Source organism: Bacillus sp. LM 4-2 (genome assembly GCF_000978495.1).
GTDB lineage: Bacteria > Bacillota > Bacilli > Bacillales > Bacillaceae > Bacillus > Bacillus subtilis.
Map to the genome: position 1 here is coordinate 172501 of NZ_CP011101.1, position 21554 is coordinate 194054.

Annotated in this window: 15 protein-coding genes, 4 tRNA genes, 3 rRNA genes and 1 pseudogene (1 of these 23 running past the window's edge); 9 read left to right on the forward strand and 14 right to left on the reverse strand. The window is 45.6% G+C overall.

The features are described 5' to 3' along the window. The 3 genes from bslm_RS00995 to rrf all read left to right on the forward strand — a co-directional run. Window positions 1-79 (forward strand): 16S ribosomal RNA (locus tag bslm_RS00995) (it extends 1471 nt beyond the left edge of the window). A 167-nt stretch (window positions 80-246) separates the two neighbouring features. Continuing rightward, window positions 247-3174, forward strand: a 23S ribosomal RNA gene (locus bslm_RS01000). 55 nt (window positions 3175-3229) lie between these two features. Further along, a 5S ribosomal RNA gene (gene rrf, locus bslm_RS01005) occupies window positions 3230-3345 on the forward strand. Together the 16S, 23S and 5S rRNA genes form the textbook arrangement of a ribosomal RNA operon. A 15-nt stretch (window positions 3346-3360) precedes the next feature. Here the strand turns inward: rrf and bslm_RS21800 are convergent. Further along, window positions 3361-3783 (reverse strand): annotated as a pseudogene (locus bslm_RS21800) (hypothetical protein); the annotation flags it as partial. Window positions 3784-4090: 307 nt separating this feature from the next. Between bslm_RS21800 and bslm_RS01010 the strand changes: the two are divergent. Both bslm_RS01010 and bslm_RS01015 read left to right on the forward strand, forming a co-directional pair. Further along, window positions 4091-5527, forward strand: coding sequence for a SulP family inorganic anion transporter (locus bslm_RS01010; protein WP_038428280.1), 1437 nt, complete (start codon window positions 4091-4093; stop codon window positions 5525-5527). A 145-nt stretch (window positions 5528-5672) separates the two neighbouring features. After that, window positions 5673-6593 carry a bile acid:sodium symporter family protein gene (locus bslm_RS01015; protein ID WP_072557088.1) on the forward strand — a complete coding sequence of 307 codons (921 nt, stop codon included), beginning with the start codon at window positions 5673-5675 and terminating at the stop codon, window positions 6591-6593. A gap of 9 nt (window positions 6594-6602) precedes the next feature. Here bslm_RS01015 and bslm_RS01020 read toward each other — a convergent pair whose 3' ends face one another. From bslm_RS01020 to bslm_RS01080, 13 genes are all read right to left on the reverse strand, one after another. Beyond that, window positions 6603-7355 carry an alpha/beta hydrolase gene (locus tag bslm_RS01020; protein ID WP_038427276.1) on the reverse strand — a complete coding sequence of 251 codons (753 nt, stop codon included), beginning with the start codon at window positions 7353-7355 and terminating at the stop codon, window positions 6603-6605. After that, complete coding sequence (gene feuC / locus bslm_RS01025) at window positions 7352-8362, reverse strand: iron ABC transporter permease FeuC (protein ID WP_038428282.1); 1011 nt, start codon at window positions 8360-8362, stop codon at window positions 7352-7354. Before feuC ends, bslm_RS01020 begins: the two co-directional genes overlap by 4 nt. After that, the gene (locus bslm_RS01030) at window positions 8355-9359 is read right to left on the reverse strand and encodes a FecCD family ABC transporter permease (protein WP_003234979.1); all 1005 of its coding nucleotides are present in this window, start codon (window positions 9357-9359) and stop codon (window positions 8355-8357) included. The genes feuC and bslm_RS01030 overlap by 8 nt, the downstream gene beginning before the upstream one ends. 18 nt (window positions 9360-9377) lie before the next feature. Continuing rightward, window positions 9378-10331: an iron ABC transporter substrate-binding protein FeuA gene (gene feuA / locus bslm_RS01035; protein ID WP_014475620.1), complete on the reverse strand. Its 954-nt coding sequence runs from the start codon at window positions 10329-10331 to the stop codon at window positions 9378-9380. Between the two features lie 90 nt (window positions 10332-10421). Then, complete coding sequence (gene btr / locus bslm_RS01040; RefSeq protein WP_038428283.1) at window positions 10422-12011, reverse strand: bacillibactin transport transcriptional regulator Btr; 1590 nt, start codon at window positions 12009-12011, stop codon at window positions 10422-10424. A gap of 190 nt (window positions 12012-12201) precedes the next feature. Beyond that, window positions 12202-13446 carry an exo-beta-N-acetylmuramidase NamZ family protein gene (locus tag bslm_RS01045; protein WP_015252972.1) on the reverse strand — a complete coding sequence of 415 codons (1245 nt, stop codon included), beginning with the start codon at window positions 13444-13446 and terminating at the stop codon, window positions 12202-12204. A gap of 13 nt (window positions 13447-13459) precedes the next feature. After that, window positions 13460-15388, reverse strand: a complete 1929-nt coding sequence (gene nagZ / locus bslm_RS01050; protein ID WP_038428284.1) for a beta-N-acetylhexosaminidase — start codon at window positions 15386-15388, stop codon at window positions 13460-13462. A 27-nt stretch (window positions 15389-15415) separates the two neighbouring features. After that, on the reverse strand, window positions 15416-16741 hold the full coding sequence (amiE, locus tag bslm_RS01055) for an N-acetylmuramoyl-L-alanine amidase (protein WP_038428285.1): 1326 nt from the start codon (window positions 16739-16741) through the stop codon (window positions 15416-15418). 56 nt (window positions 16742-16797) lie between these two features. Next, window positions 16798-18165: a PTS transporter subunit EIIC gene (locus tag bslm_RS01060; protein ID WP_003234968.1), complete on the reverse strand. Its 1368-nt coding sequence runs from the start codon at window positions 18163-18165 to the stop codon at window positions 16798-16800. Window positions 18166-18190: 25 nt separating this feature from the next. Then, the gene (locus bslm_RS01065; RefSeq protein WP_015252968.1) at window positions 18191-19042 is read right to left on the reverse strand and encodes a MurR/RpiR family transcriptional regulator; all 852 of its coding nucleotides are present in this window, start codon (window positions 19040-19042) and stop codon (window positions 18191-18193) included. A 16-nt stretch (window positions 19043-19058) separates the two neighbouring features. Beyond that, entirely contained in the window at window positions 19059-19973 is a 915-nt protein-coding gene (gene murQ, locus bslm_RS01070; RefSeq protein ID WP_017694928.1) for an N-acetylmuramic acid 6-phosphate etherase, read from the reverse strand. 109 nt (window positions 19974-20082) lie between these two features. After that, the gene (locus bslm_RS01075; protein WP_014475628.1) at window positions 20083-20565 is read right to left on the reverse strand and encodes a GNAT family N-acetyltransferase; all 483 of its coding nucleotides are present in this window, start codon (window positions 20563-20565) and stop codon (window positions 20083-20085) included. Window positions 20566-20577: 12 nt separating this feature from the next. Beyond that, entirely contained in the window at window positions 20578-21033 is a 456-nt protein-coding gene (locus tag bslm_RS01080; protein ID WP_003234960.1) for a 2-thiouracil desulfurase family protein, read from the reverse strand. A 179-nt stretch (window positions 21034-21212) separates the two neighbouring features. Here bslm_RS01080 and bslm_RS01085 point away from each other — a divergent pair. The 4 genes from bslm_RS01085 to bslm_RS01100 all read left to right on the forward strand — a co-directional run bounded on the left by bslm_RS01085 (window position 21213) and on the right by bslm_RS01100 (window position 21550). Continuing rightward, window positions 21213-21287 (forward strand) — tRNA-Glu (locus bslm_RS01085). A gap of 3 nt (window positions 21288-21290) precedes the next feature. Next, window positions 21291-21366: transfer RNA gene (locus bslm_RS01090), tRNA-Val, on the forward strand. A gap of 4 nt (window positions 21367-21370) precedes the next feature. Beyond that, window positions 21371-21443: transfer RNA gene (locus tag bslm_RS01095), tRNA-Thr, on the forward strand. Window positions 21444-21465: 22 nt separating this feature from the next. Then, window positions 21466-21550, forward strand: a tRNA-Tyr gene (locus bslm_RS01100). Window positions 21551-21554: the final 4 nt, after the last annotated feature.

A 21554-nucleotide genomic window follows, 5' to 3' on the forward strand; every position in this document is an offset into this window, starting at 1 on the left:
GCCGAAGGTGGGACAGATGATTGGGGTGAAGTCGTAACAAGGTAGCCGTATCGGAAGGTGCGGCTGGATCACCTCCTTTCTAAGGATATTATACGGAATATAAGACCTTGGGTCTTATAAACAGAACGTTCCCTGTCTTGTTTAGTTTTGAAGGATCATTCCTTCGAAACGTGTTCTTTGAAAACTAGATAACAGTAGACATCACATTCAAGTAATACAAGATATCACATAGTGATTCTTTTTAACGGTTAAGTTAGAAAGGGCGCACGGTGGATGCCTTGGCACTAGGAGCCGATGAAGGACGGGACGAACACCGATATGCTTCGGGGAGCTGTAAGCAAGCTTTGATCCGGAGATTTCCGAATGGGGAAACCCACCACTCGTAATGGAGTGGTATCCATATCTGAATTCATAGGATATGAGAAGGCAGACCCGGGGAACTGAAACATCTAAGTACCCGGAGGAAGAGAAAGCAAATGCGATTCCCTGAGTAGCGGCGAGCGAAACGGGATTAGCCCAAACCAAGAGGCTTGCCTCTTGGGGTTGTAGGACACTCTGTACGGAGTTACAAAGGAACGAGGTAGATGAAGAGGTCTGGAAAGGCCCGCCATAGGAGGTAACAGCCCTGTAGTCAAAACTTCGTTCTCTCCTGAGTGGATCCTGAGTACGGCGGAACACGTGAAATTCCGTCGGAATCCGGGAGGACCATCTCCCAAGGCTAAATACTCCCTAGTGACCGATAGTGAACCAGTACCGTGAGGGAAAGGTGAAAAGCACCCCGGAAGGGGAGTGAAAGAGATCCTGAAACCGTGTGCCTACAAGTAGTCAGAGCCCGTTAACGGGTGATGGCGTGCCTTTTGTAGAATGAACCGGCGAGTTACGATCCCGTGCAAGGTTAAGCAGAAGATGCGGAGCCGCAGCGAAAGCGAGTCTGAATAGGGCGCATGAGTACGTGGTCGTAGACCCGAAACCAGGTGATCTACCCATGTCCAGGGTGAAGTTCAGGTAACACTGAATGGAGGCCCGAACCCACGCACGTTGAAAAGTGCGGGGATGAGGTGTGGGTAGGGGTGAAATGCCAATCGAACCTGGAGATAGCTGGTTCTCTCCGAAATAGCTTTAGGGCTAGCCTCAAGGTAAGAGTCTTGGAGGTAGAGCACTGATTGGACTAGGGGCCCCTACCGGGTTACCGAATTCAGTCAAACTCCGAATGCCAATGACTTATCCTTGGGAGTCAGACTGCGAGTGATAAGATCCGTAGTCGAAAGGGAAACAGCCCAGACCGCCAGCTAAGGTCCCAAAGTATACGTTAAGTGGAAAAGGATGTGGAGTTGCTTAGACAACCAGGATGTTGGCTTAGAAGCAGCCACCATTTAAAGAGTGCGTAATAGCTCACTGGTCGAGTGACTCTGCGCCGAAAATGTACCGGGGCTAAACGTATCACCGAAGCTGCGGACTGTTCTTCGAACAGTGGTAGGAGAGCGTTCTAAGGGCTGTGAAGCCAGACCGGAAGGACTGGTGGAGCGCTTAGAAGTGAGAATGCCGGTATGAGTAGCGAAAGAGGGGTGAGAATCCCCTCCACCGAATGCCTAAGGTTTCCTGAGGAAGGCTCGTCCGCTCAGGGTTAGTCGGGACCTAAGCCGAGGCCGAAAGGCGTAGGCGATGGACAACAGGTTGATATTCCTGTACCACCTCCTCACCATTTGAGCAATGGGGGGACGCAGGAGGATAGGGTAAGCGCGGTATTGGATATCCGCGTCCAAGCAGTTAGGCTGGGAAATAGGCAAATCCGTTTCCCATAAGGCTGAGCTGTGATGGCGAGCGAAATATAGTAGCGAAGTTCCTGATTCCACACTGCCAAGAAAAGCCTCTAGCGAGGTGAGAGGTGCCCGTACCGCAAACCGACACAGGTAGGCGAGGAGAGAATCCTAAGGTGATCGAGAGAACTCTCGTTAAGGAACTCGGCAAAATGACCCCGTAACTTCGGGAGAAGGGGTGCTCTGTTAGGGTGCAAGCCCGAGAGAGCCGCAGTGAATAGGCCCAGGCGACTGTTTAGCAAAAACACAGGTCTCTGCGAAGCCGTAAGGCGAAGTATAGGGGCTGACGCCTGCCCGGTGCTGGAAGGTTAAGAGGAGCGCTTAGCGTAAGCGAAGGTGCGAATTGAAGCCCCAGTAAACGGCGGCCGTAACTATAACGGTCCTAAGGTAGCGAAATTCCTTGTCGGGTAAGTTCCGACCCGCACGAAAGGCGCAACGATCTGGGCACTGTCTCAACGAGAGACTCGGTGAAATTATAGTACCTGTGAAGATGCAGGTTACCCGCGACAGGACGGAAAGACCCCGTGGAGCTTTACTGCAGCCTGATATTGAATGTTGGTACAGCTTGTACAGGATAGGTAGGAGCCTTGGAAACCGGAGCGCCAGCTTCGGTGGAGGCATCGGTGGGATACTACCCTGGCTGTATTGACCTTCTAACCCGCCGCCCTTATCGGGCGGGGAGACAGTGTCAGGTGGGCAGTTTGACTGGGGCGGTCGCCTCCTAAAAGGTAACGGAGGCGCCCAAAGGTTCCCTCAGAATGGTTGGAAATCATTCGCAGAGTGTAAAGGCACAAGGGAGCTTGACTGCGAGACCTACAAGTCGAGCAGGGACGAAAGTCGGGCTTAGTGATCCGGTGGTTCCGCATGGAAGGGCCATCGCTCAACGGATAAAAGCTACCCCGGGGATAACAGGCTTATCTCCCCCAAGAGTCCACATCGACGGGGAGGTTTGGCACCTCGATGTCGGCTCATCGCATCCTGGGGCTGTAGTCGGTCCCAAGGGTTGGGCTGTTCGCCCATTAAAGCGGTACGCGAGCTGGGTTCAGAACGTCGTGAGACAGTTCGGTCCCTATCCGTCGCGGGCGCAGGAAATTTGAGAGGAGCTGTCCTTAGTACGAGAGGACCGGGATGGACGCACCGCTGGTGTACCAGTTGTTCTGCCAAGGGCATCGCTGGGTAGCTATGTGCGGACGGGATAAGTGCTGAAAGCATCTAAGCATGAAGCCCCCCTCAAGATGAGATTTCCCATTCCGCAAGGAAGTAAGATCCCTGAAAGATGATCAGGTTGATAGGTCTGAGGTGGAAGTGTGGCGACACATGGAGCTGACAGATACTAATCGATCGAGGACTTAACCATATTTTTGAATGATGTTACATCTGTTATCTAGTTTTGAGAGAACACTCTCAATTTGTTTGGTGGCGATAGCGAAGAGGTCACACCCGTTCCCATACCGAACACGGAAGTTAAGCTCTTCAGCGCCGATGGTAGTCGGGGGTTTCCCCCTGTGAGAGTAGGACGCCGCCAAGCAAGCTTAAACCCAGCTCATTGAGCTGGGTTTTTTATTTTATATCTGTGCCGATTTGCTTTCATCAGTATCCATTTTATCAAGCTTCTGCTTTTTAAGTTTTCTAATACTTTTGAATCCAATACAATCACCAGCATGATCAACATGAGAGTCATAAATAATCAAAATGCAGTTTGTAACGGGAGACTCATCCAGACTCCATCCGTCTGCAATTGGCAGCGAGCAGCATGCCTGTCGTTTGTTCTGTTTTTCCATGATAAAATTGATTGGTGACAATTAAGATAATGGCGAACAAGCCGGCCATAAATAAGTCCTAAGAAAAAACTAAGAATAATCCCTGCAAAAGCTGTTTTATTGATTGCCAAAATACAGAGTTAAATGAGGCCGCTCATATTTATCAGCCTGAGATAATGATGATAGGTTATTTTTTCGGAAACCGGCTCGGGTTGCCAAATGAGAGAAAAGATATTACTGTCATTAAAACGATTCTTGGTTTCATCCGGATATGATAAAATGTCTCAGACTATATTTGAGCCATTTTTTTCTTCAGCATTCATCTTGCGTAATTGATAAAAATTTATTATGATACTCTTTGTATGACAACTCCTTGCCTCAATACAATATACTCAACGTTTCCCCGTTTTCTCCGGTCGTTTTTCTTTTCATTTTCTCCCGTAAAATAAAAAAAGCTCCCAATACAATAGATATGGTGCGGATTTATTTTTTACTAAAAAGGAGTCGTTATATTTGAATAATAGTTTTACATTAAAACAGCAATGGTTCGGCAATATCCGAAAAGACATTCTTGCTGGCATTTTAGTTGCGTTAGCATTAATTCCTGAAGCGATTGGCTTTTCTATTATAGCCGGTGTGGATCCGATGGTCGGTCTTTATGCGTCATTTTGTATAGCCATTATTATTTCTATTTTTGGCGGCAGACCTGGCATGATTTCAGCTGCGACAGGCTCAATGGCAGTCGTTATGGTGTCGCTGGTTGCTGATCATGGGCTTCAGTATTTATTTGCGGCTACGATTTTGACAGGTATTATTCAGGTGATTTTAGGTATCAGTAAAATTGCAAGATTAATGAAATTCATCCCGCGTTCTGTGATGATCGGGTTTGTGAATGCGCTGGCGATCCTTATCTTCTCTGCACAGCTTCCCCAGTTTGAAGGTGCTTCTTGGAGCATGTATGCGATGCTTGCCGGGTCGTTGGTTATTATTTATGTGCTGCCAAGGTTTACGACTGCTGTTCCGTCTCCGCTTGTGGCAATTATTGTGATGACAATTATTGCGGTCACTTTCCATGTGGATGTGCGGACGGTTGGTGATATGGGCAATATTTCTAGTTCATTGCCTCATTTCTTAATCCCTGATGTTCCGTTTACCTTTGAAACACTGCAAATTATTTTTCCTTATTCAATTGCTTTAGCGTTTGTCGGGTTGCTTGAATCTTTGCTGACAGCACAGATTATTGATGAAATGACGGATACGGACAGTGATAAAAATAAAGAGAGCCGCGGACAGGGAATTGCGAATATCGTGACTGGACTCTTTGGCGGAATGGCAGGCTGCGCTATGATCGGACAATCTGTCATTAATACAAAAGCGGGCGGTCGCGGACGTTTGTCAGCATTTGTTGCCGGTGCTTTTCTGATGTTTTTAATTGCGGTGTTAAGTCATGTCGTGGTGAAAATCCCAATGGCGGCGTTAGTAGCTGTAATGGTTATGGTGTCTGTCGGCACTTTTGATTGGTCTTCTTTAAAAGGTCTCAAAAAAGCGCCGCTCACGGACTCGATTGTCATGGTTGTGACTGTGGTTACGGTTGTTGTGACGGATGACTTATCTAAGGGTGTATTTGTCGGTGTTCTTTTAAGTGCCGTGTTCTTTGTGGCAAAAATCTCGAAGCTGAAAATCGTTTCTCATGCAGAGGAACAAAAGCTTAGAACGTATCAAGTAAAGGGGCAAATCTTTTTTGCGTCAGTGACTGATCTTACGAATGCGTTTATATATCAAGAGGATATTGAGCGGGTTGTGATTGACTTAACTGAAGCTCACGTATGGGACGATTCTGGAGCGGCCGCACTTGATAAGATTGTTGCGAAGTTTAAGGAACAAGGCATTGAAGCTGAGTTAAAAGGTTTGAATAAAGCGAGTAAATCTCTAATGAAACAGATGGCATAAAATAGAGAAGCCCAGATGAATGAGATCTGGGCTTTTTTATATAACATACACTTAAGCAGCATTGATATAATAGAGAGAAGAGAAATTTTAAATAGGGGACTTGCATATGATGCTTCAGAAGCTGAACCGTGTATTGGGGAGAGTGATGCCGCTGTTAACGCCGACTAGTGTGGTGTTGGGCGTGCTGCTGTCTCAGTTTTTAAATGGGTATGAATGGGCTGTACCTTGGATCTTTGCTTTTATTACGTTTGCAGGCAGTTTAAGCGCTAACTTTCAATCTTTGAGACATGCATTGTCTCACCCTCTCCCTATGATTCTTGCACTATTCGTTCTTCATATTTTCATGCCGCTTTTTGCTTGGGGCAGCGGCCATCTTATATTTAAAGGTGATCCTTTGACGATTACCGGTTTAACATTGGCTGTTGTGATTCCTACGGGGATTACAAGCTTGATTTGGGCAGCGATGTACAAAGGGAATGTCGGTTTGACACTTTCAATTATTTTAGTTGATACTGTGCTGTCACCGCTAATCGTACCGCTGAGTCTTTCATTGCTGGCCGGCGCTCAGGTTCACATGGATGTGTGGGGAATGATGAAAGGTCTGATTGTAATGGTCGTGATTCCTTCTTTTTTGGGCATGCTGTTTAATCAGATGTCATCTCCAGAAAGAACTGCGTCTGTGAGCAGTGCGCTGTCGCCTTTTTCAAAGCTTTGCTTGATGGCAGTGATTGCGATTAACAGTTCAGCGATTGCTCCTTATTTCAAATCCATTGATTTGAGATTTGCAGGAATAGCTGTAACGGTATTCTTTATCGCGTTAACAGGCTATGCCGCTGCTTGGCTGATCGGAAAAATGATGAAAAGGCGGCAAGAGGAAATAGTCTCTCTTATATTTACGGGAGGCATGAGGAATATTAGTGCCGGCGCAGTTCTTGCCGTTACGTTCTTCCCGTCTCAGGTTGCCGTTCCTGTTGTGATTGGCATGCTGTTTCAGCAGATATTGGCTGCTTTGTTTGGCTATATGCTGAATCGTTTTGAATTAAAACCCATGTTGCAGAAAGCATAAAAAAACCGCTCATAGGGTTGAGCGGTTTTTTCCGTATAGCCATTCGAGCGCGTTGATGAACTGTTTGCAGAAATACTTGCGGTGGTGCACCGCTCCTTTTTCAATTGAAAGATACAACCGGTCTTCAGTGAAGCCTTTTTCTTTTAGACTTTGATGAACTTGCTTTGTTTTTTTCAGCATATGTCGCTGAATGGATTGTTTTTCACGGCCTTCTTCACTCCCGACAGACATGAAAACACGTGTAGTGCCGGGCTTTAAAGAAGATATATGAATGGTTTCCGCTGCGTTCTCGTACCAGTATGAACCTGATATAGAGCCTATTTTCCCGAACATTGACGGATATTTTAATAAGGCGAACATTGAGATGAGGCCGCCTAATGAGGCACCGATCATTCCTCTTGACTGCGGTTCCCTGATGACGTTCCAGTTTTCTTCGATTAGCGGAATGAACTGGTTCGTTATATCAGACAGATAGTGATATCCCATTCCGCCGAAGTCCGTGAACCGATCACTGAGTGATGCAGCCGGCCAAGGTGTGTATTCATTTAGCCGGTTTTCGGGTTCGATACCGATCAGCACGAGTTCAGGGAGCCTTTGCTGTTGATATGCGCTTTCTAATAATTCGATTTGGTTTTGGAACAAAGAACTGCCATCCTGCACGTAAACAGCAGGAAATCCCCCGCTGTCTGTGCTGTAGGAAGGAGGGAGGTACAGCGTGAACCTCCTGTTGCCGGCTTTGTGTTCTGAAAGAGATCCTTTCAAGCATTCTCCCCCTTTTTTTGCTTGAAAAGCAGATATAAGAAATAAGGAACTCCGAGGATCGCCAAAATGATGCCTGCGGGCACTTCTGCGGGCTGAAAAAACAGTTTTCCGGAAAAGTCTGCGCTTATCACAAGAAGCATCCCGATTAAACCGCTCAGTGGCAGGATATAGCGATGTTCGACGCCAGCCAGTCTCCGTGAGATATGGGGAGCAATTAAGCCGACAAACGCCATGCTTCCCGCTACGGAGACACAGGCGCTGATGATTGCTACACAGGCTACGAGCAGGATGGTTTTTTCTTTATTTGATGAAATGCCGAGGCTTCTGACTGTGTCTTCATCAAAACGAATGGTGTCGAGCAGGCGGGATTTGCCGATAAGAATCGGTATAAACAGCAGCATCCATGGGAGAACGGCTGTGATATACGTCCAGTTGGCAGACCAGATGCTTCCGTTTTTCCACACCATGGCCATTTGATAGTCTTGCGGGTCCATTTTTAAAGATAAAAACAAAGACAGGGCGCTGAATCCTGAATTGATCGCAATCCCTACCAGAATAATTCTTCCTGAATCTAAATTGCCTCTGTGCCATGCAAATATGTAAATCAGGATCGCCGCGATGAGCCCGCCTATCAATCCAAAGAGCGGCATTCCCATCGCTGCAGCTATGGATGTCACTTCCTTCTGGCCTTGGAATAAGAGCATAAACGCTACAATGCCGGCTCCTGCCCCTGCGTTGATTCCGAGAATTCCAGGATCAGCAAGCCCGTTTCTCGTGATGGCCTGGATAACAGCGCCTGCAATGCCAAGACCGAGTCCAATAATAGCAGCCATGACAACCCGCGGCAGCCTTAAATCGAACAGCAAAATTTCATACTGCGGATTCGGGTAGATTTGAAAAAGAGTGGAGAGCAGCTCAGCAGGACGAACAGAAAATGATCCGCTCGTTAAGCTGAAATAACTGACAACAAGAATCAAAGCGATGAACAATGCATATTTTTTAGCCATTTTGCTCCCCTCCTTTTCGTTTAATTAAATAAAGGAAGAAAGGTACGCCGATAATGGATGTTACGACCTCAATCGGTGTTTCAAACGGATAGTTGATAAATCTGCTTGCGAGATCACACAGGGTTAAAAAGATTCCGCCCAAAATACAGGAGCACGGAATCAGCCTGCTGTAATCAGAGCCGACGAGAAATCTCGTGATATGCGGAACAACCAATCCGACAAACGCAATTTTTCCGGCCAGCGCTACGGCACTGCCGGTTAAAATGATGACGGAAAGCATCGCCATGATTTTAATGGTTTTTTTCTTTTGCCCCAGGCTTTTAGAAATGTCGTCCCCTAATGATACAGCGGTTACCTTTTTGCTGAGAGAAATGGCCATTATAATGCCAATCAGGAAAAACGGAGCGGCGAGCTTCAGGAAATCCGGACTCATTTGATGAAGTCTGGCACTGTACCAGAAACTGAGATCCTGAGAAATTTGAAAATAAATCGACATGGCCGCTGATAAGCTGCTGAGCAGCATGCTTGTGACTGTGCCGATGATGGCGAGCTGCACGGGGGTAAATCCGTTTGGCATCATGGCGGCAAGGCCGAATACTAACACAGCTCCTAACGCTGAGCCGATAAAAGAGTATATCATCATTTCAATCGAAGATGATTGCGGGAGCAGAACCATGCAAAGCGTAATGATAAACGCTGAACCATCTGAAACACCCATAATGGATGGCGAAGCTAAATAATTGCGCGTAATGCCCTGCATAAGCGCTCCAGAAACAGCAAGGGCTGCCCCTATGAGCAGAGCGCCGGCAGCCCTTGGAATCCGGGAATGCCATATAATTTGATGGTCTGTGTTTCCCGGATCGAAATGAATAAGAGATGTAAAAACAATATCTGTGCTAAGATGCTTTGCCCCATAAAGGATTGAAAGTAAAAGTGACAGCGCTATAGCAAATGGAGAAGTAATCAATATGATACGTGTCCACTGTTTTGAATACATACAAAAACCTACTCTGAATTAGTTTTGTGTCAATTTTTCAGCAGCCGCTTTCAGGAAACGGACTTTGCTCCAAGCTGTGCCGCCTTGTGCGAGAGGGTCCACTGAGTTGACATACACATGGTCTTCTTTGACTGCTTTAAGGCTTTTCCAGATTGGATTTTTCTCTAAATCTTTTAAGGCATCAGGTTTATCTGCATTTTCATCATCAGAAAATTGGACGAAAATATGGTCCGGGTTCATTTCACTTAATTTTTCTAATGAAATCAGCTCTTGCGCTTTTGCAGCTTTTACTTCGTTAGGCGCCTTAAGGCCTAAATCACCGTATAGTGTGGAGTTGAAATACACCTGTTCAGGGTAAATGTAAATGTTGCCTTGTCTAATTCTAATGACAAGCGCTTTTGAATCTTTCGCTTTATCGTTGATTTTTGTTTTTGTTTCTTTTAGATCTTGTTCATAGTCTGCAATAATTTTCTTTGCTTTTTTCTCTTTTCCGGTCAGCTGGGCAAGCAGCATCATGTTTTCCTTCCAGTTTGAAGAGATATGAGAAACTGGGATCGTCGTGCCTGCTGTGCTGATTTTTTGCAGCGTTTTTTCCGGAAACTTTGTTGAAGCAAGGATAACATCAGGCTTCATTTCAAGAATCTTTTCAATATTTGGCTCCATTTTTTCTCCGGTTGGTTCGGCTTTATCAGTGATGTCTTTGAACATATCAGGGAATTTGCCGGAGAATGAAATTGCGCCTTGCGGATGAACGTCAAGCAATTTCGCGTCTTCCATTGATTCAACGCTTCCCGTAATGGCGATTTTGTCTGTCGGTACAGTTACTTCATATGTTTTATCAAGATATTCAATTTTCTTCTTCTCAGATGCTGTGCCGCTTGCCTTGCTGGCAGTTGATTCATTTTTGCTGCCGCAAGCTGCCGCCGTCAGCGCGAGAAGCAAGATTAATAAGGTAAGAGATATCTTTTTCATCTATAGAGCCTCCTGTTCAATTGATAACTATTATCAATTGGAATTATAGAGAATGAACAGATATAACACCATGGACAAATTCCTGATTTATCATGGACAATCTCCGGATAGTAAAGAAACAGTTTGCTGAACGATGCGTTCGTGCCCGCAAGCTGAGTATTCATTCCACGGGTCAAGGGATAGAAGATAAACACGGTTATCTCGTACCGCGCTTAGGTTTTGCCATGCTTCTGTCTGCTGTAATTGCTGGTAGTAAGCTATGGTCTCCGGCTCTTTAAAAAGAAAAAGCATCATACAGTCAGCTTGGTAATTTGCGATATTTTCTAACGAAATCGCTTGTTCTGAAGGTGTGTCAGCCGTTGTTGCCGAGCTGAATCCTAAATCCCCAAAGAAAACTTCGCGGACACTTCGGTTATGTGCCAGATAGAAGTTTTGCTTATGCAGCCTCAAAAAGAGAAAACGCAGCCCTTGAACGTGCTGAAGTGTTTTTTTGGCGGCTGTTGTCTGCTGGTCATAATCCGCTAGCCACTTTTCTGCTTCGGACTCCTCCTTTAAAAATGAGGCAGTTTGCAGAAAGTGGGTTCTCCAGCTTTCTTCTGAAGGAAGGTACATGACTTCTGCGATGCGATTCAGGCGATTTTGTTCTTCTGGAGAAATAGAATCCATGCTGACAATCACATCTGGTTCTGCCTGCGATAACGTGTACAGGTTTTCTTCCCACTTTTCATTAAACCGGTATGCACTGAGCTGGACGGGTATATCTGTCGAATAATGCTGATAGTAGTAAGACGTCCATTTCGGATGCAGAGCGGCCGCAAAAGGTATGTGGTGAAGAGGGATGAGATGGCCCATTGTGCCCCTTCCGTATGCGGCGATTTTCTTTCGGCGTTTTTTCATATAGCTTGTAGGTGAACAGCCTGTATATTTTTTAAAGATTCTGCTGAAATAAAATTCATCTTGATAACCGGTTTGGTGTGCGATTTCTTTCAATTTGCAGTTTGATTTTGCCATGAGCCGTTTTGCCTTTGTGATTCGTGTTTTCGTAATAAATTCTGTTACGCTCTGTCCTGTCCATTTTTTAAAGCTTTCACTGTAGTGTTTGGCACTGATTCCTGCCATTTGCGACAGCTGGGCAAGCGTGATTTTTGTATCGGCATGTGTTTCGATATAGTGTTTTGTTTTTTCGATTGCTGAATGTGTATCCGTTTGATCAGATAAACTGGCAGTAAAAAGATCATAAATCAGGCTTTGTACTTCAATCACACATTTTAGCTGAGAAAGCTGAGACGATTCATTCCATAGTGCGGCAAGCTCTTGAAGCCGGACTGCAAGATTTTCGATATGTGAAACATTCATAAGCTTCAGTTTGGCTAATTCCGATTCTGTGCACGGTGTGTAAATATCTTGGCCGGCTTCCTTGATATAGCTTTGAAGCCTGATCAGACAGGCATCTATATGTCCATCGGCTGCTGGCATAAAGCCAAAGGTCTCGTTAGGCGGACAAACATAAAGTGTCTTTTTTTGCAGAGGATTGGTGTTTGTTCCGATCGAAATATAGCCGTTTCCTTTTAAATGAAAAATCAGCACGAATGAATCGGCTAATTGCTGTTCTGAGAAGAGATCACTTGTCTTTTTTAGATATTCAATTTGTATCGGTTGATAAATCACTGCATTTTGCACGAGTAGACCACCTTTTCAGAAGCTTTCAATTGATAATCATTTTCAATAAAAATTGTACCAAATAAATGAAAGTTTTCCTATATAAAGCGGGTGGGTTTTTAGCATGAAAAAAACCCTTACTTATGTGTAAAAGTAAGGGTCTTTCGTTCAGTAAGAATATGTTACACGTGTAACATACGATGCTTACGTTCTAATAAATGAGATATTTTTTTCTTGTTTTGCTGAATTGTTGGAGTGTTTTTTCATAGCTGTTTATGATGCCCTCAACCGAAGTTCCATTTTCAATTTTTGTCCTGATCCAGCCGTTGCCTGCCAGTTTATCGAATGAACCTGTTGACAGGAACTCAAAATCCTCAGGATAGAGATCGTGTATGGTTTTAATGACTGAAAGACCCGTTTTAACGGCTTCAAACTTATCTCTGTCTGTCACATAGAGCTGCACACCGTGGCAAAGCGTTCCTTGATGTTTAGAAAACGTCGGTGTGAAGGATGCTGCCCTAAATGTTACGCCCGGCAAATGGAGGCTGTTTAATGTTTCTTCAAGTTCTGTGCTTTTGATAAAGGGAGCTCCGATCAATTCGAATGGCTTTGTTGTCCCTCGCCCTTCGGATATATTTGTTCCTTCAATCAGCCCGGTTGCAGGATAAACAAATGTGCTTTCCACCGTCGGCATGTTAGGCGAAGGGAGGACGAAAGGCAATCGGGTATCGTCAAAATCCATTTTTCGTTTCCAGTGTTTCATTTTTACCACTGTAAGATCGGCATCAATATCAAATTCTTTGTTGAACAGTAAAGCCAATTCGCCTATCGTCATCCCATGCTTCAATGGAATGGGATACAATCCGACAAATGAGGCGTATTCAGGTTCTAAGATTGGCCCTTCAATATGATTCCCGCCTTGGGGATTCGGACGGTCTAGCACCATAAATGGAATGCCGTTTTCTTTAGCGGCTTCCATTGCGTATGCCATTGTATAAATGTACGTGTAGAAACGGGTCCCGACATCCTGAATGTCAAACATTAGAATATCGACATTTTTCAGCATTTCTGGAGTCGGTTTTTTCGTTTTTCCGTAGAGGCTGTATACGGGAACCCCGGTTTTTTCGTCAATGTAAGAGCCTACTTCGTCTCCAGCCTGGGCGTCACCGCGGACGCCGTGTTCAGGGCCGAATAAAGCTGTCAGTTTGATATCTGGGTTCTCGTAAAGAATATCGACACTGCTTTTCAGAGATGCGTTTACTCCGGTTGGATTGGTGATCAGTCCGATGCGTTTTCCCTTGAGCTGTTTTTTATAGTCTGGCAAGAGCGTGTCTATCCCAGTCTGGACTTTAGGTTTTTTAGCCGTTTGATTCTTTGAATCGGGTGAAGCAGAGGCAGCGGTTATCGTTCCGAACATCATGAGCCCTGTCAGAAAAGCGAATATTGTTTTTCTCATGTGTCCCTCCTTATTAAAGCGGTCTTCCCGTTTTGATATTTAATCCGTAGCCATATGGATAAAGGGTGTCCCCCGGGTTCGTGACTGATGGGATGTTAACTGGAAGTGTGCCTTTAGGTTTTGCCTGGCCGAAAATCGCCATCACTCCGGCCGGAATATTAGGTTGAAGATAACGGCCATTTGCGTATCCTTTAAAGCCATAGACTGCAATCAGTGCCTTTGCTTCTTCGAAATTGGCGGCATCATATGGGTTGCGCAGGCTCATTAAGACAAATGGTTTGTTGTGCTGCAGTGCGGCTTTCATGACAGCTCTCGGAAACACGGTGGCCCATTTGCTTGAATCTGATATTGTGTCGTCGATGACACCGTCGTTGACGACAGGGTCATTTTTGACGACATAGGAGCCGGTTATGATATAATCAGCCTTTTTTACTTGTTTTGCATGCTCGGCATTAAATACTTGGTTGGCAAAATTCATTTTGTCGACAGATACGGGTTTGATTTTCTTTCGCTTGATGAGATCGTGAATGGTTTGTTCGATTGAAGCAGTTTGTTCTTCGTAAGGTGCCACAATTAAGATTCGGCTGCCTTTTTTAGGCTTGAACGGCAAAGTGTGCTGTTCATTTTTTAATACAGTTACTGCTTTTTCAGCTATTTTTTTCTCTGTTTTCAGGTGCTGCTGGCTTCCTACGATTTTTTTGGCTTTGGCTATTTTTTCTTTTGTACTGTCGCTGTTTCGTGCTGGATACATGCCGCGTTTTATTTTCAGGGAAATGATTCTTTCAACTGATTTGTTGATTTGTTGTTCAGGAATATCCCCGTTTTTCACGGCTTCTTTCAAAGCTTGAATGACACGTGCGAATTTCTGTTCTTCTTTCATTGAAGTGACTGAGGCTGGCATTAATGCAATATCGACACCAGCTTTTACGGCCATGACCACAGCCTCCTCCTGTCCGAAATGATCTGCAATTGCCTTCATATTGAGCGCATCGGTAACGATGACCCCATTAAAGCCCATTTCCTGACGAAGAAGACCTGTCATCACTTTTTGCGAAAGTGTAGCTGGAACCAGAATGTCCGATCCATCGAGTTTGCTTTTGTATGTGGTGTCGTCGAAGGCAGGGAATTGAACATGGGCTGTCATCACCATATCAGCACCAGCATCAATTGCTTTTTGAAAAGGATAAAGCTCGACCTCACGAAGCCGTTCTTGGCCATGGGAAACGAGCGGCAGTCCATAATGGCTGTCAACGTCCGTGTCTCCATGTCCCGGGAAATGTTTGAGGGCAGACGCGATATCCTGCCGCTGCAACCCTTTCATCGTATATAGACCGAGGCGTGATGTCAGTTCTCGATTGGAGCTGAATGACCGTACGCCGATTACAGGATTATCAGGATTATTGTTAATGTCCACGACAGGGCTGAAATCTGTATTGATGCCTAAGGCAGAGAGCTCTTTCCCGATGATGCTGCCGGTCTGATACGCATTGATTCTGCTTCTGGCTGCGCCCAGCGCCATATTCCCTGGGAAATTAGTGCCCTCCCCTAACCTCGTTACAATGCCGCCTTCCTGATCAATACTCAGCATGAGCGGGATTTTTGGACTTGCCTTTTGGTAATCGTCTGTCAGTTGGACAGTTTGTTTTGTTGTTTTTACATTTTCTGCAAAAAGGATGATGCCTCCGAATTGATATTTCTTGACGAGGCTGGCGACTTCATCATTCATTTCTGTAAGGGCTTGCGGAGAGGACTCGCCTTCCTTTTGCCAATTTCTAAAATCAGGCATCAGCATCTGGCCGAGTTTTTCATCTAACGACATACGATTGACAATCTGATTGGCATCGATTGCACGTTTGGATGCAGAGGCTTCTGTCTGTCTGGCCCCGAAAAAGCATGAAAGAAAGAGAACGGCTGAAAGGATAAGCGGAAAGACAGGTCTCATAGAAACTTCCTCCTATCGTCTAATCATTCACTCCATCGCTTCATAAATCGCGGTTATGACACTTCCATAACTGCCTGTTGCAAATTGATCACCCTCAAAGACGTTTGGATTTTCTTCCGGATCAATAACTGGTGTATGCTTTTTATTTGTTAACAATGCGATGCCTAAATTGTATGCTGGATCAATAATTGTAACTGTCCCCGTCCAGCCGGTATGCCCGTAAGCATTTTCACTGGCATGAGGGCCAAACATCCATTCCATGCTTTTACTTCCGTTCCGCCTCCAGCCAAGAGCGAATGTCAGATCTGTTGCTGAAGGTGCTGTAAACAGGTCGGCTGTTTTCTGATCAAATAAAGAAATGTTTCGATATGAACCTTTGTTTAACATGACTTGCAGCAGTATGGCCATATCATCTGCATTTGAGAACAATCCGGCATGCCCAGACACGCCACCCATTGAGTAAAACGCTTTTTCGTCATGCACCTCTCCTTGCAGCGTGTTTGTGCGGATGTTAGGGAATTGAATAACGCCGTCACGTGTATTGCCCATTCGTTCAGTAGCTGCGAACTGTTTCGGTTTAAAGCCCTTTTGCAGCGGATTGTACAAGGTATGCTTCAGCCTGAGCGGTTTGTAGAGCTCTTGCTCCGTGTAGACATCAAGCGGTTTGCCAGTGAGTTTTTCGACAATACACCCAAGTAGCATATATCCAATGTCACTGTATACGTGCTTTGTCCCGGTTTGATAATCGAGCGGAATTTTCGTCAAATATTCAATCGTTTTGTCCCGTTCCTGGGAATAGTACTTGCCGGCTTTTTCCGGCGTGTAAAAGTAAAAACTTGATGGGAGCCCTGATTGGTGCTGGAGGACATCGATGACACGTATCTTGTCTTTTCCTTTTATGTGGTCACCCGGCTGATCCTTGAAACCCGGCAAATATGCAGAAACTTTTTCATAGACGTCAAGTTTTCCTTGGCTGACTAAGCGCTGCAATGCAAAATTTGTTGCGTACATTTTTGTATTTGAGGCTAAGTCAAACATCGTGCGGGTTTTCATTTTGGCCGGACGGCGCAGCAGTTCTGATCCTTCGTACTTTTTACTGTAGCCGTATGCTGCTTTTTTTATGATGCGTCCATCCTTCACCACCACAAGAACGGCGCCTGGAAATCCTGCTGCAATATCCCGTTCTATCATCTGATCTACCTTCCTTAGCTTCTTCGTCGAGAATTGTGCAGTTTCTGCATTTATGATTTTCGGCTCAATCAAGTTGTCTGCTGTTTGTGCGAAGGTTTCATTTGGCGCAAATATCGATAGGGTTAAAATGGCACTGAATATGAACAGTGTCTTTGTTTTCACAGGCTAGCCCCTTTCTGTGCTTCTATCCCGTTTACTATCCCTAAAACAGAAACAATTTAATCGAACTGAGAAGCCATTTCATCTTTATATCCGAATGCATAGGTCAATAAAAAACCGGCCGCGTAGGAAATAAAGAGCCCAACGATATACAGGATGATTTGCGAAGGCAGGACTAGAAAAGAAAGCGGCAGTCCGGAGACACCAATCGCAATGGTGGCTACTTGAAAATAAGCTTGAAAGGCGCCGCCGATTCCAGCTCCTAAACATGCTGTTAAAAACGGACGGCCAAGCGGCAGCGTGACTCCGAAAATAAGCGGTTCACCAATGCCGAGCAGTCCCGATGGAAGCCCGCCGGCGATTGCTTTCCTCAGTGTTGTTTTTTTCGTCTTCACGAAAACGGCAAAGGCCGCGCCTACCTGTCCTGCACCTCCCATAGCCAAAATAGGGAGCAGAGGATCATTGCCAATTGAATTGATCAGTTCCATGTGCACAGGCGTCAAGCCTTGATGCAGTCCGGTTACGACGAGAGGAAGGAAGGTTGCGCCCAGAATAAAGCCTGCAGCGATGCCGCCGATGTCCAGGATGGACAGAAGGCCGGATGTAATGGCATCAGAAATGAATCCGCCTAAAGGCATAAATACGACATACGTTACGATTCCGGTGATTAACAGTGAAACGGTGGGTGTGACAATGATATCGAGTGATTGAGGGATAAAACGGCGAATAAATTGTTCGGTGTAAGCAATGAATATGGCTGCGAAAAGGACGCCGATCAGACCTCCCCTGCCCGGGAGAAGCTCTTCTCCAAATAAACTGATTTTTGCGATCTCCGGATTGATAATCAAGATCCCGGCCAAAGCCCCAAGTGCGGGTGTCCCGCCAAATTCTTTCGAAGCGTTAATACCGACGAGAATGCCGAGATAAGTGAACAGCCCTGATCCGATGACTGTCAGGATAATCGCAATTTGTGAGTCTGCAGAGAGCCAGCCTGCTTGAATAATTGCTTTGGTAATCCCAGTAATTAAACCGGAAGCGACTAGAGCGGGAATAAGAGGGATAAAAATGCTGGCAATTTTACGTAAGAAAAGTTTAAAAGGAGTGGCATTTTTCCGATTGATATCGGCTTTCTTTTTGGCGGCTGCTTCTTTGACATCGGCACCTTCTTCTGCTGACACGAGCTTTGAGAAAGCAGCTGTAACATGATTGACGACTCCTGTGCCGAGGATAATTTGTAAGGTTTCAGCTTCAACGACCCCCAATACGCCGTCAAGCTTTCTTAAAGCCTGAGCATCCGCTTTGCTTTCATCGTAAGGCGTAATGCGCAGGCGTGTCATGCAATGCGTATATGAAGAAATATTGGATTTTCCTCCGCATAGCTCAAGGATTTTCTGTGCGAGATGATGGTAGTTATTTTCTTTGCTCATTAAAACCCCTCCCCTTCAAGATGCCTTATTTTATTCTCATAGATTGTATGGCTGCTCTCGTTTTATCGATATAACCGGTTGTCGTTTCATACTGCTCAGCCGCCATGCCTAAAAACAAAACATCAATTATAAAAAGCTGGGCGAGGCGGGAGGAAGTGGCTGCACTTCGAATCAAGGCTTCATTGGAATGGGCTGTATACAAAGGGACATCAGCCAGTGCGGAGACGGATGTCTGACTGAATTGTGTGAGGCTGATCGTTGTGATGCCTTTTTCCTTAGCCATGGCAAACAGTTCAATGATTTCCTGTGTCTCTCCTGAAAACGAAATGGCGAATACGATGTCGTCTTTATCTGCATTTGCGATTAAAGATGCCACAAGATGAGTGTCTGTAAACGCGGTTGCTTGTTTATGAATGCGAAGCCACTTTTGCTGGGCGTCCTTGGCGACAATGCCGGAAGCCCCGAGGCCGATAAAATGCACGGTATGAGCTTTGAGAAGCAGAGAAACCGCTCGCTCAAGCTCTTTGTAGTCCATCAGGTCTGAAGTATCCTGAATGGCTTGAATGGCATTGCCGGCCGTTTTTTCGGAAATGGAGGGCAGCGGCTCGTGGGGAACAATATCCCGGTAGCCCTGAAAAGTAGGCTTTGCCAGATCGCCCGCTACTCTCATTTTTAAATCTTGAAATCCTTTTAAACCGAGTGATTTGCAGAGCCTGATGACGGCAGCGTCACTTGAATTGGCTAAGGCGCTGATTTCGTTGACCGTGCTTTCGATTGCTTTGTGGGGATGGGCTAGGATATAATCTGCAAGTTTGCGCTCGGATGGAGGGAGCTTATGCTTCATTGATTGGATGATCGCTAAACCGCCTGTGGCCATTCTAGTTCTCTCCTTATCATGGATGGTAATGTTCGATTGCTTTGTCAATGAAACCGTTTGCTTCATCGAGTAATGTCTTTGCTTGTTTCTGATCTGTGCTTGTTTTGAGCATGACGATTGCTGTTTTAACGTGATGATCGGCTTGTTCCAGAGTGTATCTGGCTGTGTCGTATGAAGCGTTTGTAAGGCTTTGGATGATGCTGATGGCGCGTTCTTTTAGTTTTTTGTTGCTGACGTTGACGTCTACCATCAAGTTTTCGTAAACCTTGCCGATTTTGACCATTACAGCGGTAGATATCATGTTTAGAATCATTTTATGAGCGGTTGCGGCTTTCATACGTGTTGATCCTGTAATGGCCTCAGGTCCGACGACAACCTCAATGCTGTGATCCGCATCCTTGCTGATGGCGGAATTTTCATTGCAAGTAAGGGCGATGGTGTGTGCTCCGACTTTGCGGGCGTATCTTAGGGCGCCTGCGGCGTAGGGTGTGCGGCCGCTTGCTGCGATGGCAATGACGGTGTCATTTGAAGTGAGCTGTATGTTTCTTAAATCTTCAGCTCCTGCTTCTTCACTGTCTTCAATGCCCTCTGCTGCCTGTAAAAAGGCTTCGGGGCCTCCAGCCATGATTCCGATGACCTGATCTGGGCTTACGCTGTAGGTGGGAGGACATTCAACAGCATCCATGACGCCGAGTCTGCCGCTTGTGCCGGCGCCTGTATATATGAGCCGGCCTCCATTTTGAAACGATTCATATGCGCAGTCTACAGCTGTTTTGATGTCGGGGAGAACCTCCTGAACGGCTGCAGCGACTTTCATATCTTCGTTGTTGATCATTTTAAGGATGCCGAGAGTGTTTGCTTTGTGGATTTCAACTGTTTGGCTATTGCGTGATTCCGTTGTGAGACGGTGAAGGTTTAATGGTTCTGACATGAGGATGCCCCCTGTTTTAAAATGATATATCTCAATATTCAGTATATTCATTTCTGTTATGATATTTCAACTATGTTTTTAAATTTTTGAAATTTTATTTCACTTAAGACTATAAGAAATGATGAAGGATCAACTGTTCTCCAAGCGGCCCGATTCTTCGCCGTCCTTTATCAAGGAACCCGCTTTTCATATAAAGGTGTTTTGCGCGTATGTTCAGATGATTGACGGCCAAGATGATTTCGTCGCACCATGGAAAATATCCGCTCACAAAAGCGGGAAGCAAAAGCATGGCTTTTTTCGCATAGCCTTTTCCGTGATGCACAGCGTTTAAAGACAGGGAGCTGAGCAGTAAAGCAAATGGATTGTTAGAATAGGAAGCAAGCGTTTCTTTTGATGCATGTAAAATGAAAAAACCGACTGGAAGGTCGTCTTTTAAGATGACAACCGGGTATCGGTCCTGTATGCCCAGAGCCTGAGACAGCACCTCTTTCGGGAGGGAGGTAAAGCGTTTGTCATCGTTGGTGAGCGTGAATGATTGGAGCTCGGGCAAGTGTTCAGGCTTATAGAAGGATAAAGAAATGTCTTGAGTCATGGGGTGGCCTCCTTACAATATGTCGTTAAGCTCGTTTTCCGAAATGACGCGGTAGCCCGCTTGTTTTAACAGTGCGGCGGTTACTCCGCTGCCGGTGATTTTTTTGCCAGAGAATGTGCCGTTATAGATAAAACCGCTTCCGCAAGATGGACTGTTTTCTTTTAATATGACGGCAGAAGCGTTGATTTCTTTTGCGTAAGCCAATGTTTTCGCGGCGCCTTCCATATATAGTTCTGTGACGTCTTCTCCTGAAGCTGTCACGATTTTCGCTGTTCCATTGAGGACATCCTCGCCAGTGCCTCCTATGATTTCTGCGGGTTCGCGTGGGGTAGAGAAGCCGCCGAGAAGTTCAGGGCAAGCCATGACTGCTTTCTTTTCATCGACTAGTTTTCTGATTTTCTCCGACGCTGCGTGAGAGCCGTTATATCTGCATTCAATGCCTCCAAGGCAAGAACTGACTAGTATCATATTGGTTTCTCCTCTCTTGCTTTGCTTGTCTCTATCATAAAATAAATGGCTTTAGTTGGGAGGCTTTTTCAGTTAAAAAAGGAGTTAAAAAGTTTGAAAATAAAAAATTTAATTTTTCTCTTTACAAACAGGGGGTGACCTGTATATAATAACTTTTGTCAGCTCGACGAGAACACAACGGCCCGTTGGTCAAGCGGTTAAGACACCGCCCTTTCACGGCGGTAACACGGGTTCGAATCCCGTACGGGTCACCATTTGGAGGATTAGCTCAGCTGGGAGAGCATCTGCCTTACAAGCAGAGGGTCGGCGGTTCGAGCCCGTCATCCTCCACCATCTTGCCGGTGTAGCTCAATTGGTAGAGCAACTGACTTGTAATCAGTAGGTTGGGGGTTCAAGTCCTCTTGCCGGCACTGTTTTTTCAAAATTTTATGTGGAGGGGTAGCGAAGTGGCTAAACGCGGCGGACTGTAAATCCGCTCCCTCAGGGTTCGGCAGTTCGAATCTGCCCCCCTCCACCATTAT

Excerpts from the sequence above, each read along its gene's own strand:
- bslm_RS01015 (WP_072557088.1), top strand. The coding sequence starts at position 5,673 with ATGCCGCTGTTAACGCCGACTAGTGTGGTGTTGGGCGTGCTGCTGTCT.
- feuC (WP_038428282.1), bottom strand. The coding sequence starts at position 8,362 with ATGGCTAAAAAATATGCATTGTTCATCGCTTTGATTCTTGTTGTCAGT.
- bslm_RS01030 (WP_003234979.1), bottom strand. The coding sequence starts at position 9,359 with ATGTATTCAAAACAGTGGACACGTATCATATTGATTACTTCTCCATTT.
- feuA (WP_014475620.1), bottom strand. The coding sequence starts at position 10,331 with ATGAAAAAGATATCTCTTACCTTATTAATCTTGCTTCTCGCGCTGACG.
- bslm_RS01045 (WP_015252972.1), bottom strand. The coding sequence starts at position 13,446 with ATGAGAAAAACAATATTCGCTTTTCTGACAGGGCTCATGATGTTCGGA.
- nagZ (WP_038428284.1), bottom strand. The coding sequence starts at position 15,388 with ATGAGACCTGTCTTTCCGCTTATCCTTTCAGCCGTTCTCTTTCTTTCA.
- bslm_RS01060 (WP_003234968.1), bottom strand. The coding sequence starts at position 18,165 with ATGAGCAAAGAAAATAACTACCATCATCTCGCACAGAAAATCCTTGAG.
- bslm_RS01065 (WP_015252968.1), bottom strand. The coding sequence starts at position 19,042 with ATGGCCACAGGCGGTTTAGCGATCATCCAATCAATGAAGCATAAGCTC.
- murQ (WP_017694928.1), bottom strand. The coding sequence starts at position 19,973 with ATGTCAGAACCATTAAACCTTCACCGTCTCACAACGGAATCACGCAAT.
- bslm_RS01075 (WP_014475628.1), bottom strand. The coding sequence starts at position 20,565 with ATGACTCAAGACATTTCTTTATCCTTCTATAAGCCTGAACACTTGCCC.
- bslm_RS01080 (WP_003234960.1), bottom strand. The coding sequence starts at position 21,033 with ATGATACTAGTCAGTTCTTGCCTTGGAGGCATTGAATGCAGATATAAC.